Origin of the sequence: Algoriphagus hitonicola, assembly GCF_900113375.1 — a bacterium.
GTDB lineage: Bacteria > Bacteroidota > Bacteroidia > Cytophagales > Cyclobacteriaceae > Algoriphagus > Algoriphagus hitonicola.
This window is the reverse complement of the sequence record NZ_FOPC01000015.1, coordinates 44,611-59,146: the sequence shown is the minus strand read 5'-3', so window position 1 is coordinate 59,146 and position 14,536 is coordinate 44,611. Positions and strand designations below refer to the sequence as shown.

Genomic DNA, 14,536 nt, shown 5'->3' with positions numbered 1-14,536 from the left:
CCTGCTTAACAAATGGTATCTATAACTAGGAACAAGAAAACATTTTTTTAGTTAAATCAAATATTCGATTGACAAAATCTTGATGGATGGTTTGATCAAATATTCGTAAGAATTCTCTGCCTAGAGAATCGTGTAACTAAATAGGATCAGGAAAACTTTTTTTCATGAAGCAACGCAATGAAACTAGACACTGAATTTACCGATCATATATGTATGCTTGTTTTCTAGTGACTTCAACTCTACTTTTCTTATTGATTTTACTTAAAATTCTATGAAAAATATTTCCAAACTATTGTTGGTCTTGTTCCTGCTGATTTCAGGGGTGAGTTACGGTCAAAAAAAGAGTAAGCGAAATGCCGCAGCTTCTCCTGCTCAAACCACTCAGGCAGCAAAGCCTGAAAAAAAGAGCCCATTTAAAAAATATGAGGACATTGTCACCGCTGAAGCGGTTTCGGATGATGGATTATTCAAAGTCCATACCGTAGGTGATAAACGGTATTATGAAATTCCCTTTGAATTGTTAAATACCGATATGCTTCTGGTGAGTCGGATTTCAAAAATCGCGGAAGGATTAGGTGGAGGATATATGAATGCTGGATCCAAAACCAATGAGCAGGTCATCCGATGGTCGAGAGTCGAAAATAAAATCCATTTAAGGTCTATTTCCTTTAGAAGTGTAGCCAATGATACCCTGCCGATTCAGCTGTCTGTTTCAGCCAATAATTACGATCCTATTTTAGCCGCATTTTCGATCGAAGGGTTTAATGCGGATTCCACTGCAGCGTTGATTGAGGTCAGTGATTTATTTCTTTCTGACAATCCTTCACTCAGTGGACTTTCTGTCGGGATGAGAACCAATTACAAAGTCAGAAACCTGGACAGAGCTAGAAGCTACATCAGCAGAATGGAAAGCTATCCGGAAAACATCGAAGTGCGTCATGACATGACCTATAATGCAACTTCCCCTCCCTCTAATTCCAAATCCGGCACGATTTCAATGGAAATGAGTCAATCCATGTATTTGCTGCCTGAAGTTCCCATGCAGCCTCGACTTCACGATCCGCGGGTAGGCTGGTTTACAGTTCGTCAGATTGACTATGGATCTGACGCGCTTAAGTCTGATGTCAAAACCTATATCCGAAGATGGAGATTGGAACCCAAAGATCCTGAAGCGTATGCGAGAGGAGAATTGGTCGAGCCGGTGAAGCCGATTGTGTATTATTTGGATCCGGCTACCCCGGAAAAATGGAGACCTTATTTCAGACAAGGCATTGAGGACTGGCAGGTGGCATTTGAAGCTGCCGGATTCAAAAATGCCATCATTGCCAAAGATGCACCGACCAAAGAGGAAGATCCGGATTGGAGCCCTGAAGATGCTCGATACTCTACGGTAAGGTATGTCGCATCGACTACCCGAAATGCAGTTGGGCCAAGTGTTTCTGATCCACGCTCAGGTGAAATCATCGAAAGTGATATTATCTGGTATCATAACCACCTTCGATCTTACAGAAATCGCTACCTTCTCGAAACTGGGGCTGCCAACCCTTCAGCACGAACGCTAGATACTCCTGAAGCCGAAATCGGCGAAATGATGCGACGTGTGATTTCTCATGAAGTAGGACATGCTTTGGGTTTGCCTCATAATATGAAAGCCTCCTTTGCTTATCCTACGGATTCCCTTCGATCGGCAACTTTTACCCAAAAGTGGGGATTGGCTACTACGATCATGGATTACACCCGCTACAATTATGTCGCTCAACCAGGTGATGAAGGAGTTCGCTGGGTGAGAATGTTGGGACCTTATGATGAGTACGCAATCAACTGGGGCTATCGATATATTCCAGGTGCCGATTCTCCAGAAGCAGAAAAGGAAACCCTGAATCAATGGATAGCCGAAAAAGCAGGTGATCCTAAATACCTTTTCGGGGGTTCAAATTCCTTTGATCCAAGCTCTCAAACAGAATCGGTCGGAAATGATCCGGTCAAAGCCACCCGGTATGGATTGGCTAACCTGAAAATCGTAGCTCCCAATTTAGCCAAATGGACCACAAAACCGGGTGAAGGATATGCTGATTTGGAAGAGCTTTATGGAGAATTGATTGGAGTGTGGTCCCGATTTGCAGGGCATGTGGTCACTAATGTTGGAGGGGTATATGAGGAATTGAAGACCTCTGATCAGGAAGGATTCACTTATCAGCCAATCGCCAAAGCATCTCAAAAAGAATCCATGGATTTCTTGATCCAAGATGTATTTACCACCCCGGAATGGTTGCTGCAAAAGGAAATTCTCAGCAACATCGAACCTAGTGGTGCGGTGGATGCGATTGGCTCCATGCAGTCCAGAATGCTTGGGAATCTGCTGAGGAGAGACCGTTTGGAACGAATGATCGAAAATGAAGCCCTTAATGGGAATGAAGCGTACACCTTGACTGCTATGCTGAGTGATTTACGAAAGGGACTGTGGTCGGAGCTTTCCGGGACAAAACCAATTGATGCCTTCCGAAGAAATCTTCAACGGGCTCATGTCGAAAGGTTAGTTGCCCTGATGGAGCAGGATGCCAGCAATCGGTCTGATATCAGCGCCGCAGTTCGTGCTGAGTTGAAGTTTATTCAATCAACAGCCGGTTCTGCAAGTGCTCGATACAGTTCAGGTATTATGCAGTATCACTTAAAAGATGTTGAAGAGATGATTGAATCTATTTTGCAAGGGGAGTAGACAGAACCATAATGGTAAACAAAGCCATCTTGAAATCTCAGGATGGCTTTGTTTTTTTTTCTAAGACTTCGATACGGGGACATCTAAAATCGAAAGCAAATCATTAATGCCTGTTTTTATCAAAAGGGGAACATTTTTGCTAATTTTTGTTGACTCTCGTTCAATAAAAGTGTTTTTCTCAGCTCCTTGCCTGTTGATTTGAGCTGCACTTCTATGGTGTAGATTCCTTTTGCTATTTCAATTGCTTTTTGCTGCGAAAGGTCTGCTCCCATTTCATTCAAAGTGGCACGGTTTGACTGAAAAGGCTGGAAAAGTAAATCCGAAATATCCACTAATAATCAAATTAAACCTCTTATCAAAAAAAAATGGAATAAAAGGCTCTGTAAACAACCTTATTATGAAGTTTAATAATTAAATTAATTAATTAACCAAAACTAATTTACTAATGAAAAATTTTAAAATCACAACAGTTTTTGTGTTGGGCCTGTTCGCGCTTTCTTTTGTTCCAACAAAAGGTTATTCTGCCTATTATGTTGCAATAGAGGAATGTTATTGTGGGGTTCCAGTGACAAAATGTAGACTAGTCGGTACGGATCCATGCGGAGTTGAGGAGCAAATTCCTTGCGAGGAAGCATGCGGAATGTAATTTAATTTTAATAGACTTAGGGTAGCAAATGCTACCCTCCCTTTAAAAAATTCAAAATGAGAAATAATTACTTTTTTTCTTTCCTCATCTTGGCTCTAATTAATTGCTCTAAGCCACAAAATCAGAACAATATCACCTCAATTTCTTTGGGTGGAAAAGGGATATCGAACCTTTCAGAAATTGTAGAATCAATTGATTACCTACTACTAGATTTTCCTAAAAGTCATTACATGGAGAGGCCTGAGAAAGTATTTATTACAGACTCGGTAATGATTTTGGCTGACCACACTAATACCATGAATTTCTTGGTTTATGATCTGAAGGGAAAACTATTGTCGGAATTTTCATTTTATGGCGAAGGGCCTGGAAAGACCACTTCAATTATTGATGTAGCTTTTAACCCATTTGAAAATCTCATCGAGGTATTAAGTATTAATAAAATTATGAAATTTGATCTTACAGGAGATTTCATTGAAGAAGAATCCCTTCCATTTCAACCAAATCTATTTCTATCTCTAAATAATAATGAAAAAGCCCTTTTCTTTACGTATTACGCTTCACCAAATCTGGAATCTTTAAAAAACAAAAAGGGAACCTTCCATTTTTATAATAATGAAAATGATATATTATCAGAAAAGATTTTTGATCTTCCTTCTACTCCATCATGGATAGAGAAAAATGCGATGGTATCTTCAAGCTTCGGAGCTGATATATTTTTTTCTCTGACAATGTTAGACACTATCTATTGGATAAAAAATAAATCAATCCATCAAAAAATTTACCTTGATTTTGAAAGCCATCAATTACCCTTTGATATGGTTTCCCCATATGTAGATGATGCAAATGGTTTGGTTTCACTAATGAATAGAGATGATTTCATTAATAAATACAGATATCATATCCCTACGCTTTACTGTGATGATGGATTGATTTCAAGTAGATTCAAATCTGGATTATTTTACGGCCATTTTATATACCACCTCACAAGTGGTAAAACTATTTTAATCGACAAGTTTGTAAATGACATAGATAATGGAATGGAAAAATTTCTCATGAAAAACCTTAGGGATAATATTATCTATAGTTTCTACCAACCTGACGAACTCATGAGCAAATTAAGGAATGAATCTGACCAATTTAAAGGGATGGATAATGATTTTACAAAAGTAGCCAAACAATTAGACTCTGATGATTTCCTTGTCCTAGCAAAATATCAACTCAGGAAGTTTTAATAAAAAATAAGTTGAGTTTTTGATTTGCCTTATAAAAGGAGGGGGATCATAAAAATTAGTTACGCTTTAAATGTAAATCTTATGTCAATTCCTAATAAATATATGCTCTTTTCAGCTTTGATGATTTTGGTGTTTTCCAAAAATCATGCAACTGCACAAAGCAAAGACCTGGTAGAATCCAAAGCAGAGATTTTCATGGCGAAGAATGTATTACATGCTGATTTTGCCTGGAGCGCTGTAGGCTATTCACTTAATTATGGTCGGATTATATTCCAAAAAGACAAGCTAAAATTGGCTGGAAGTGCAGGTTTCTCTATGCTTTTTCAAGATGAAATTGAGTCCATACATTCAGGTTATGTGAAACCGGTTTTTCTAACAGAGATCACCGCCTTCTCAGGGAGATCAAAGCATAATTTGGAGTTTGGAACTGGATTTTATACGTATCGAGATAAACGTTATTATGTCGATGGAGAAATTCCCGGAACTACCACAAATAAGGCCTTTTGGGTTAAATCTATTGTACCGAGAGTTGGGTATAGGTATCAAAAACCAGAAGGAGGTTTCTTTTTTAGGATAGGGTATACACCAAGAATAGATTTTATCAATGAAGAATTTGCTTTAGAGACAGTTAATTTTTACTTATTTGGGCTTAGTTCCAGTTTAGGGTTGAGTTTTTAGGTGAGGGATTGGATTCAATTAAAATAAAAAACCCGCTTTGTGATTGATTTCAAAGCGGGTTTTCTAAATTTTAAAAGGTCTATCCTTAAGCGTTTACGCCCAAAACCTTAGCCATCACGGCTCCGATTTCAGCAGGCGATTCAGCCACGTGAATGCCATTTTCTTTCATAATTCTCATTTTGGCAGCAGCGGTATCATCCGCTCCACCGATGATTGCTCCGGCATGGCCCATTCTTCGTCCCGGAGGGGCTGTCTGTCCCGCGATGAATCCTACCACAGGTTTCTTGTTTCCAGTTTCACGAATCCACTTAGCCGCTTCTGCTTCGTAATTTCCGCCGATTTCACCGATCATGACGATCGCATCTGTTTCTGGATCTTCCATCAGAAGTTGGACAGCTTGCTTGGTGGAAGTTCCGATGATAGGATCTCCTCCGATACCGATGGCGGTGGACACGCCTAGACCGGCTTTTGCCACTTGATCGGCGGCTTCATAGGTCAAGGTTCCCGATTTAGACACGATACCGATACGTCCTGGCTTAAAAACAAATCCCGGCATGATTCCAACTTTAGCTTCTCCCGGAGTAATGACTCCTGGGCAGTTAGGACCGATTAAAGTAACACCACGCTCTTTGATGTAAGGCTTGGCTTTCATCATATCCGCCACAGGAATACCTTCTGTAATGGTGATGATGACTTGAATTCCAGCATCTGCGGCCTCCATGATGGCATCAGCGGCAAAAGCCGGAGGCACAAAAATAATAGAGGTGTCGGCACCAGTCTTCTGAACAGCTTCTTCTACCGAATTAAAAACTGGCCTTTCCAAATGAGTTGACCCGCCTTTGCCTGGGGTGACACCACCCACGACATTGGTGCCGTATTCAATCATTTGCTGGGCGTGAAATGAGCCCTCAGACCCGGTAAATCCCTGTACGATTACCTTGGAATTTTTATTGACTAGTACACTCATGCTTCGAATTTTAAAGTTTGGCACAAAAATAAGAGAAACCACCCGCTCACAAAAGAATTGATTAACATTCTCTGGGTTATTTGACATCGGAATTCTTTTTCTAACTTCGCTTCCGTGGTTATTCGTGTTCGATTGTCGTTTATTTCTCTGCTTTTTTTGGCAAATATTTCGTTGGGATTTGGGCAATCCTTTAAGTACAATACTGTTCCCAAAGGCGTCAAATTGCCGGTTCAGAATATTTTTCAGATGGAGCAGGACAGCCTAGGGCGCATGTGGTTTTCGACGGCAAGAGGGGTTTTTTATTCAGACGGTTTTCAGACTTTTGCTTTGCCGGATTCGCTGTATTCCAATTTTGACTTTCAGGTTTCGCTTCACGTCGCCGAAGATGGCTTGGTTTGGATCTATAACAACTCGGGTTTGCCCAAATTATTCAAAGGGGGCTATGGAGAATGGGAGGAATTTGATTTGAATCTGCCTATTGATTCAGAATTCAGTTCAAATATTCACTTTCAATCTTTCGGGAGTGGAAAGGATCAGCTTTTTTTCTTGGAGACGGAGTTTCAGTTTTTTACTTGGGTCGGAGATGGAGAAGCAGAAGAAATTAACAGGGAGGTCGAGACCATGGGGCGATTGAACTCGCTGGAAAAATTTTCCGATCAAGTTTATGGAGTTTTTGAAAACGGGATCTTTTTGATCGGGGAGGGGGAATTGAGGCCTATTCCGCTTGAAGGGCTAGAGCTACCTTCACTTCCCGTAAACGTGAAAAAAGGACCTGACAATCAGTATTATTTTCTAGGGAAAAATTACCTGGCAAAAGGTGCGGATTTGAGATTTCCAGAGGAATTTGTGGATCAAAATTTTTCGAAAGATTATTTTTTCTCTACCGAATATTTTGGGTTGGGATTTGATAAAGGAAACGTTTTTTATCATTTCAATTCTCCTTTGCGAAAGCTCAAACTTGGTCAGAGTAGACCCTTGGAACTGGGACTAGAGTTTATTATCAACTCCTTTAGTATACAGGATTATTTTATTGATCGAGAGGGGATTTTGTGGATGAGCACCAATCGGGGTTTGGTCAATATCAATAGCCTGATTTTTCAAAATTATGGCTATTGGAGTTCGGAGCTTTTGGGGGAAGAAGTGACAGCCATTCACCGGGTAAAAGAAGGGGAATACCTTTTCGGCTTCAATAATGGCATTCAATACTATTCTCGCTATCAGCTCCAAACCCTCTATCGGGATGAGTTTCCAGATGGGATTCCCACGGGAAGGATCATTAATTTTACACAAGGGCAAGATGGACAGGTTTGGTTTTCGGCAAATTGGGCCGGAGTGGGTTTGGTGAATACCGAAAAGAAAGAAATACAGCTTTATCCACCAGATTCTAGGGTCAGTATTTCCAATGTGCAAACTGTCGGAGATAGCTTGATCATCACGGGGCCACAAGATGTGTTTATCTCTTCGATTTTCGCTCGTGGACAAGCGCTGTATGAAAATAATCTGAAAGAAGAAATCAGGGATTTGCTAGGTGATTCTTTTTTCTATCTCCGCAAATCTTCAGTGCTTTCGGATGGGAGATTAATTATCATGCGGGCTTCTAAGCTGGATAATCCGGTTCCGTTTGTGGAAAATGATCGAATGGTCATCGCCGAAGGTTATGATTTTTTGGAAACGGAAGATGGGCTGCTTTTAGGAACTGAAAGTGGACTGAAAATCATCAAAGATGATCAAGTCATGCCTTATTCTCTGACCGATGAATTGATCAACCGACCGGTTTTTGTCCTGATGAAAGACAGCAAAAAGCGGATTTGGGTCGGGACGGATGACGGGATTTATGGGATTGAGCAGGATTCGATCATTCATTATAATGAATCCAATGGATTAATCGCCAATGAAATCAATCGAGGTGCATTGATTGAAGCAGAAAATCAAAACCTTTTGATCGGTACTGTACGTGGATTTTCCATGTTTTTTCAATCCGAAAATTTTCTAGCCTATGGCAGTCCCAAAGTCAGCCTTGGCCAAATGAAAATCGGAGATCAAACGTTAACTCAGGAGGAGTTGAGTTTTCCAAATGACCAAAACTCTCTCGAAGTAGATTTTACGGCCGTTGGATTTAATGAATCAGAGCCATTGTGGATTCATTACCGGCTCAATGGGTTCGGGGAAGATTGGCAAATCATCACGGACCCCAAATCATCCACGCTTTTTTTTGGGAATCTGGCTCCGGGCGAATATCAATTGGAACTAAAAGCCTCCTATGCGGGGAGCTCCTTTTCTGAAACGGTTGTGAGCACACCTTTTAGAATTCTCAAGCCTTTCTACCTCCGGGCTTGGTTCTTGGTTTTGGTGGCCTTGGTATTCGTAGCCATTGGGATTTTGATCAATGTGCTTTTTCGACAATTCCAAAAAGTGGGTTCTCTTAAGTCTGCGTTTGACCGCTCGGATAAGGCAAAGTTATTTATCGAGGAGCAATTTAAAAATGTATGGAATAGCTCAAAAGACGGGTTGGCGCTGAGCTACGATGGGGATACGATCATAGCCGCCAACCCCGCCATTGCTCATTGGCTAAAAATAGACCCGGAGGAATTATCAGGTAAAAAGTTCAGTGAGTTGATTTTTAGTGAAAATGGAGAGGATTCATCCTACAATGAGTTTAAAAGCAGAATGAATCAAATCGATGAGGAAGGATTTGAAATGGAAGCGCGAATCATCGTACCCAGAGGAAATTTGGATGTCGCGCTCTTTAACCGAGTCATTCAAGAGGATAGCCTTGAGGGGAAAAAGGTGATTTTGACCGTATTGAGAGATATATCGTCGGAAAAAGCCATTGCGACCAAACTTCGGGAGGCAAAAGAAGAAGCCGAGCAAGCCAACCGATTCAAAACCAGTCTGCTGTCCAATGTGAGTCATGAAATCCGTACCCCACTCAATGGGATCATCGGGGGAGCAGAGCATATCATGATGACTCATGCCGAAAATCCCAAATTGATCTCTCAGCTTGATATTATTCTTCAAAGTGGAGAGCGTCTACTACAGACGATTAATTCCCTGTTGGATATGGCTAAAATCGAAGCCAAGAAAATGGAAGTGGAGTATTTGCCTACTCCGATTCGAGAATTTACCACTCACTTGTTGAAATCTTTTCAGGTACTTGCCAAAAAGAGTAAATTGGAATTAAAGGCTGAGTTGCCGGATCAAGAACAGGTTATTCAGATTGATCGGAGATTTACTGAAATTATTTTGAATAATATCCTGGGAAATGCGATCAAATATTCCTGGAAAGGGAGTGTTTGGATCAAGGTGGAGGTAAGCAGCAATTGGTTGAAATTAGAAGTTCGGGATCAGGGAGTAGGGATGTCATCTGAATTTTTGGAAAAGGTATTTGACCCATTTGAGCAGGAGAGTGCCGGGCATCAGCGGCAATTTGAGGGAACGGGCCTTGGTCTGAGTATTACGAGACATTTGGTTGATTTGCTCTCTGGCAAAATCAATATTACCAGTCAAAAAGGAAAAGGAACCACAGTAATCGTTGAAATTCCCTTGCCAAATTCATAATTTTTGTATTTTCAAAAAATAAATTTTGATACATGTTTAGCCTAAAGGTTTTAATCGTAGAAGATGACTCGGTCTCTGCACTTTTATTGAAGCGAGCACTGGAAAAAAACAATCATGAAATCATTGGAATAGCGGACTCTGGAGAGATGGCCCTTCAAATTTTGGAAGAGGAGCCGGCCGAAATCGTGATGATGGATATCAATCTCTCAGGGGAGCTCGATGGAATCAAAACGACGGAGATCATCAATGAGAAGTTTGACATTCCTGTCGTATACCTGAGTGCCAGCTCGGATGCCGAAACACTCAATAAAGTAGTCGGTACCAATCCCAGTGCCTATGTAATCAAACCATTCAACATCCGTGAGCTCAACATGGTGATTGAGTTGGCGATTTTCAAAGACCGAAAAGAAAAAGAACTTCAAAAACTTAACAACGAGCTGGAAGAAAAAGTCAAACAGCGGACCGCCGAGCTCTACGAAGCCAATAAGGAACTGACCAAAGCGCTCGAAAAGGAACGGGAAATCAATGAACTCAAATCCCGAATCGTATTAAATGTTTCCCACGGATTTAAGACACCGCTTACTTCGATTTTGAGCTCTGCGCAGTTGCTGCAACTCTACGCCGAAAAGGACCATCCTTTCAAACAAAAAATCGCAAAGCATGCGATGAAAATCGAAAATTCAGTTCGGGCACTGAATAATTTGCTGACTTCGGTTCTATTTTTCGGGAAAGCTGACGCGAATAAAATGGAGTACAAACCCAAAAAGATGTTTGTTCAGGCTTTTATCAAGGAAGTGCTCGATACGGTCAAGGCGGGAGTAGAAAACAATGTGAAAATCAAAACCGAACTAGGAGATTTGCCTAAAGTGATCGTTTCGGATAGTGATTTGCTTTATCAGGTTTTTGAAAATCTCCTTTCTAATGCAGTCAAATACTCCAAAGACGAAGGAGAGGTCAAATTTGTCCTGAATTATGAGGATGGCCAATTGATTGCGAAAATCCAGGATAAAGGAATTGGGATTCCAAAAGGGGAACAGGATCAACTTTATGATCGTTTTTTCAGAGCCCACAATGTAGGAATCGTCGAAGGCTCCGGATTGGGGCTGTCAATTGTCAAAAAGTGTCTTGAAGTACTCAAGGGAGATATTACCTTTACGAGCGAAGTAGGGAAAGGAACTACTTTCCATGTGAAGATACCCGTAGATTAATCATGCTATTCAAAACCAAAGAATTAAGCTTTGCCCATCCGGGACGAAAGATTCTAAAATTTCCCGATATCAGTTTAGATGCATCCGAAGCCTTGCTGGTTTTAGGCGAGTCTGGAAGCGGAAAGACTACCTTGTTAAATCTTTTGGCGGGATTGCTTCACCCTTTGACGGGTTCGGTGATATTGGATGGAAAAGAACTAAGTCAGCTTAGTGGTTCAAAATTGGATTTGTTTCGGGGGAAAAACATTGGGATTGTCTTTCAAAAGCCCCATTTGCTTGCTCCACTTTCGGTTAAAGAAAATCTGGAAATGGCGCATTTTTTAGCCAAAACATCCGGACAAGCCATCAAGTCCTTACTCGAAGAATTGGGAATCGGTTCGAAACTGAATGCGGCGATTCAGACTTTAAGCGAAGGGGAAGCACAGCGGGTTTCCATAGCGCGGGCATTGGTAAATTCTCCTAAGTTGATACTCGCAGATGAACCGACCTCCAGTCTGGATGATCACAATACCGAAAAAGTAATTGGTCTTTTGAAAACCCAGTCCCGTAAAATCGGAGCGGCATTGATTATTGTTACTCACGATCAGCGGGTCAAAAATCACATTTCCAATTTTATAGAAGTCAAAGCATCATGAAATCGAGCATGTCGGAGGCGACACAAAGTGGGATGCCCCGATCTATCGGGAAAAGCGTGCGAGATTCCATCTGACAGCTCAAAAACAAATTATAAACAGATGAAATCGAGCATGATGTGGCCATCACACACTGGTACGACTATTAACCATGCGAGATTCCATGTGACCTTTAAAATTCAATTATAGACACATGAATATCCTGAAATTAAGTTGGAAATATCTGAGCTTTAAGCCCTTGTCCACAGGACTGAATATGCTGCTGCTGGCTCTGGGACTGGCGATTATCACGGTTTTATTATTGATCCAGGATCAGTTTGAGAAGAAAATGACTCAGGATGCGGAGGGGATTGATTTGGTCGTTGGTGCTAAAGGCAGTCCTTTGCAAATTATACTTTCGGCAGTTTATCATATTGATTTTCCGACCGGGAATATTCCCATGAAAGAAGCGATGCGGCTAGATCAAAGCCGACTGGTAAAGAGCACCATCCCTTTAGCCTTGGGCGACAATTATTTGGGCTATCGCATCGTGGGCACCAATCATGATTATTTGGCGATGCATGAAGTGGATTATCAAGAAGGAAAGGCTTGGGAATTGCCTTTTGAAGTGGTTTTAGGTGCTATGGTGGCGGAGAAAACGGGCATGAAGGTCGGGGAAACTTTTACCGGCAGCCATGGCATCAGCGAAGGAAGTCATGATCATGAGGCTCATGATTACGAGATAGTCGGGATTTTGGAGCCAAAAGGAACTGTCGTGGACAGACTAGTGATGACTTCCATCGAATCCGTTTGGCTGACCCACGATGAGGAAGAGGAGGAAGCGCATGTGGAGGAAAGCGATGCTGATCATCAGAAAAAATTTCATAGTCCGGTAGCCAAAAGTGGATTTCCAAAAACTGAGCAAGATCGGGATGTGACTGCACTTTTGGTCCAATATCGTAGTCCCATGGCAGCTGTCCAATTGCCCCGAATGATCAATTCGGCTACTTCAATGCAGGCAGCTTCACCGACTTTTGAGATGTCGAGGCTTTTTGAGCTGTTAGGAGTAGGGGTGACCTTGCTTCAGGGCTTGGCTTTTGTTTTAATCGGGATTTCGGGCTTGGGAATCTTCATTGCCTTATATAATTCGCTCAAAGAGCGGAAGTACGATCTCGCCATTTTGAGAGCGATCGGAGCCTCTCGATTTCAGTTATTGCTGATGGTATTTTTGGAAGGAATTATCCTCACGGTTTTGGGAGCGGTTTTGGGGATAATTTTGGGGCATTCCTTTCTTTCTCTTCTGGTTTCCCAAAACGACCAAGGAGTAGTCTCTTCACTTCATCCCTGGGTATTTTTAAAACAAGAACTTTGGATAGTCGTTTATGCGTTACTAGTGGGAATCGTAGCTTCGCTGATTCCAGCTTGGACAGCATATCAAACAAGCATTGCAAAGCAGCTGACAAAAGCGTAAATAACAGCAGAAAATTAAAATCATGAAAAAAATAGTTCATTTAATCTTGGTAGGACTTGTCGCGGTCCTTCTTCCATGGACTGCACAGGCCCAAAGTGACAATGTCTGGAGAAATCTCGCCGAGGTCAGCTATGAAATTAGCGAAGATAATTTCGGAGAGCTTTATGTGCCGGTCTTTTCTGATAAAATCAAAAGTCTCGAAGGCAAAGTAGTAGAGGCAGATGGGTACATTATCCCTTTTGAGGGGATGTTTAAACCTGAGCATATTATTCTTTCCAGCCTTCCTTTGGCCGAATGTTTCTTTTGTGGATCAGGGGGACCCGAAACGGTGATGGAAGTCATGATGGCTAGCCCCATCAAATACACTTCCAAGCGAGTCCGAGTGAGAGGCAAACTCACCTTGAATTCCAAAGATCCCGAAAAACTGATGTATATTTTGACCGATGCGGAATTATTGGATTAATTAAAAAAACGGCCTGAGAGCCGTTTTTTTATGATCTTATTTATCCGTCAAAGCAAGTCCGCCTACTTTTTGTCTGAATTTTTCTAAAAGGCCAAGCGAAACTGGTCCGGGTTTTCCAGACCCAATTTTCAAATCATCAATCTGCGTCACTGGCAGTAAGACCTTAGTAGTACTTGTGATAAAGGCCTCATCCGCATCACGGATTTCCTGCATGGTAACAGGCCTGACATGAGCGCCTCCTGCCAATTCCATCACATATTTTCGGGTAATTCCCAAAAGAATATTACTGTCCGGCGTGATGAGTTCTCCGTTTTTTACCAGAAAAAAATTACTTCTTGAACTTTCACTGATATAATTTCCCTGATGATAGAGGACATCCTCTGCTCCTTGTTTTTTCCACCCTGCCGAATGCCAAACAGCCAAGGCGTAATTTGTGGTTTTGATTTCCGCCACTGGCCTCACATATTCCAGAGTGAGGAGTTTGATCCCGTTTTGGTATTTTTCTTCAGAGGGAAAAATCAATGATTCAGCGAAAATAAAGAGTTTTCCCTCTCCCGGAGAAAAATGGTTTTCAGAAATTCCACCGCTTAAAACCATCCTAATTCCGCCTTCTTTAAGATCGTTTTTTTCGATTAATTCATAAATCACCTCGGTCAACTCTTCTCGACTATAAGGCAATGGAATAAAGGTTCGCTCGGCTGAGGCAATAAATCGATCCAGATAATTGTCGAGAAATAGAGGTTTGTAATCAACAGTCCTAAAAAAATCAAAAATTCCATATCCTCTGATTAATCCTAAGTCTGTAGGATGCAGGGTAGCGGAGGCTGTAGGAACAATCTGTCCGTCGGCAAAGCAAAATGGTTTCATAAAGATGAATTTTGAATGGATAAAATTACTAACCTACCAGTATATTTAATACATTTGGGGAAATAAAAAACCAAATAAGATTTTAAACAGATTAAATATAAACTATTCTGCAAAAAGCC

The 14,536-nt window shown here is 41.3% G+C and carries 10 protein-coding genes and 1 pseudogene; 8 read left to right on the top strand and 3 right to left on the bottom strand.

The window, feature by feature from the left end; all coding sequences use genetic code 11:
- Positions 1–271: 271 nt before the first annotated feature.
- On the top strand, positions 272–2,716 hold the full coding sequence (locus BM043_RS17080) for a zinc-dependent metalloprotease (protein ID WP_092793878.1): 2,445 nt from the start codon (positions 272–274) through the stop codon (positions 2,714–2,716).
- Between the two features lie 119 nt (positions 2,717–2,835).
- Here BM043_RS17080 and BM043_RS19570 read toward each other — a convergent pair.
- Positions 2,836–2,997: pseudogene (locus BM043_RS19570) on the bottom strand (IS1634 family transposase); the annotation flags it as partial.
- 421 nt (positions 2,998–3,418) lie between these two features.
- Between BM043_RS19570 and BM043_RS17070 the strand changes: the two are divergent.
- Together BM043_RS17070 and BM043_RS17065 are read left to right on the top strand one after the other, a co-directional pair.
- The gene (locus BM043_RS17070) at positions 3,419–4,594 is read left to right on the top strand and encodes a 6-bladed beta-propeller (protein ID WP_092793874.1); all 1,176 of its coding nucleotides are present in this window, start codon (positions 3,419–3,421) and stop codon (positions 4,592–4,594) included.
- Positions 4,595–4,675: 81 nt separating this feature from the next.
- A complete protein-coding gene (locus BM043_RS17065; protein ID WP_143189567.1) occupies positions 4,676–5,272 on the top strand; it encodes a hypothetical protein in 597 nt (198 codons plus the stop codon).
- A gap of 85 nt (positions 5,273–5,357) precedes the next feature.
- Here BM043_RS17065 and sucD read toward each other — a convergent pair whose 3' ends face one another.
- Entirely contained in the window at positions 5,358–6,239 is an 882-nt protein-coding gene (gene sucD / locus BM043_RS17060) for a succinate--CoA ligase subunit alpha (RefSeq protein WP_087941291.1), read from the bottom strand.
- A gap of 114 nt (positions 6,240–6,353) precedes the next feature.
- Between sucD and BM043_RS17055 the strand changes: the two genes are divergently transcribed.
- The 5 genes from BM043_RS17055 to BM043_RS17035 all read left to right on the top strand — a co-directional run bounded on the left by BM043_RS17055 (position 6,354) and on the right by BM043_RS17035 (position 13,550).
- Complete coding sequence (locus BM043_RS17055; protein ID WP_143189566.1) at positions 6,354–9,797, top strand: sensor histidine kinase; 3,444 nt, start codon at positions 6,354–6,356, stop codon at positions 9,795–9,797.
- 32 nt (positions 9,798–9,829) lie between these two features.
- Complete coding sequence (locus tag BM043_RS17050; RefSeq protein WP_092793865.1) at positions 9,830–11,005, top strand: hybrid sensor histidine kinase/response regulator; 1,176 nt, start codon at positions 9,830–9,832, stop codon at positions 11,003–11,005.
- Positions 11,006–11,007: 2 nt separating this feature from the next.
- The gene (locus tag BM043_RS17045) at positions 11,008–11,640 is read left to right on the top strand and encodes an ABC transporter ATP-binding protein (RefSeq protein WP_092793863.1); all 633 of its coding nucleotides are present in this window, start codon (positions 11,008–11,010) and stop codon (positions 11,638–11,640) included.
- A gap of 190 nt (positions 11,641–11,830) precedes the next feature.
- Positions 11,831–13,087 (top strand): ABC transporter permease, encoded by a 1,257-nt coding sequence (locus tag BM043_RS17040; RefSeq protein WP_092793860.1) that lies wholly within the window; start codon positions 11,831–11,833, stop codon positions 13,085–13,087.
- Positions 13,088–13,109: 22 nt separating this feature from the next.
- Positions 13,110–13,550 carry a hypothetical protein gene (locus tag BM043_RS17035; RefSeq protein ID WP_092793858.1) on the top strand — a complete coding sequence of 147 codons (441 nt, stop codon included), beginning with the start codon at positions 13,110–13,112 and terminating at the stop codon, positions 13,548–13,550.
- Positions 13,551–13,586: 36 nt separating this feature from the next.
- On the opposite strand, the gene BM043_RS17030 is transcribed toward BM043_RS17035, so the two are convergent.
- Positions 13,587–14,417, bottom strand: a complete 831-nt coding sequence (locus tag BM043_RS17030) for an aminotransferase class IV (RefSeq protein WP_092793856.1) — start codon at positions 14,415–14,417, stop codon at positions 13,587–13,589.
- Positions 14,418–14,536 lie beyond the last annotated feature (119 nt).

What these genes read in the sequence shown, in the direction of transcription:
- BM043_RS17030 (WP_092793856.1), bottom strand. Translation starts at nt 14,417, where the DNA reads ATGAAACCATTTTGCTTTGCCGACGGACAGATTGTTCCTACAGCCTCC.
- BM043_RS17035 (WP_092793858.1), top strand. Translation starts at nt 13,110, where the DNA reads ATGAAAAAAATAGTTCATTTAATCTTGGTAGGACTTGTCGCGGTCCTT.
- BM043_RS17045 (WP_092793863.1), top strand. Translation starts at nt 11,008, where the DNA reads ATGCTATTCAAAACCAAAGAATTAAGCTTTGCCCATCCGGGACGAAAG.
- BM043_RS17070 (WP_092793874.1), top strand. Translation starts at nt 3,419, where the DNA reads ATGAGAAATAATTACTTTTTTTCTTTCCTCATCTTGGCTCTAATTAAT.
- BM043_RS17080 (WP_092793878.1), top strand. Translation starts at nt 272, where the DNA reads ATGAAAAATATTTCCAAACTATTGTTGGTCTTGTTCCTGCTGATTTCA.
- BM043_RS17040 (WP_092793860.1), top strand. Translation starts at nt 11,831, where the DNA reads ATGAATATCCTGAAATTAAGTTGGAAATATCTGAGCTTTAAGCCCTTG.
- BM043_RS17065 (WP_143189567.1), top strand. Translation starts at nt 4,676, where the DNA reads ATGTCAATTCCTAATAAATATATGCTCTTTTCAGCTTTGATGATTTTG.
- BM043_RS17050 (WP_092793865.1), top strand. Translation starts at nt 9,830, where the DNA reads ATGTTTAGCCTAAAGGTTTTAATCGTAGAAGATGACTCGGTCTCTGCA.
- sucD (WP_087941291.1), bottom strand. Translation starts at nt 6,239, where the DNA reads ATGAGTGTACTAGTCAATAAAAATTCCAAGGTAATCGTACAGGGATTT.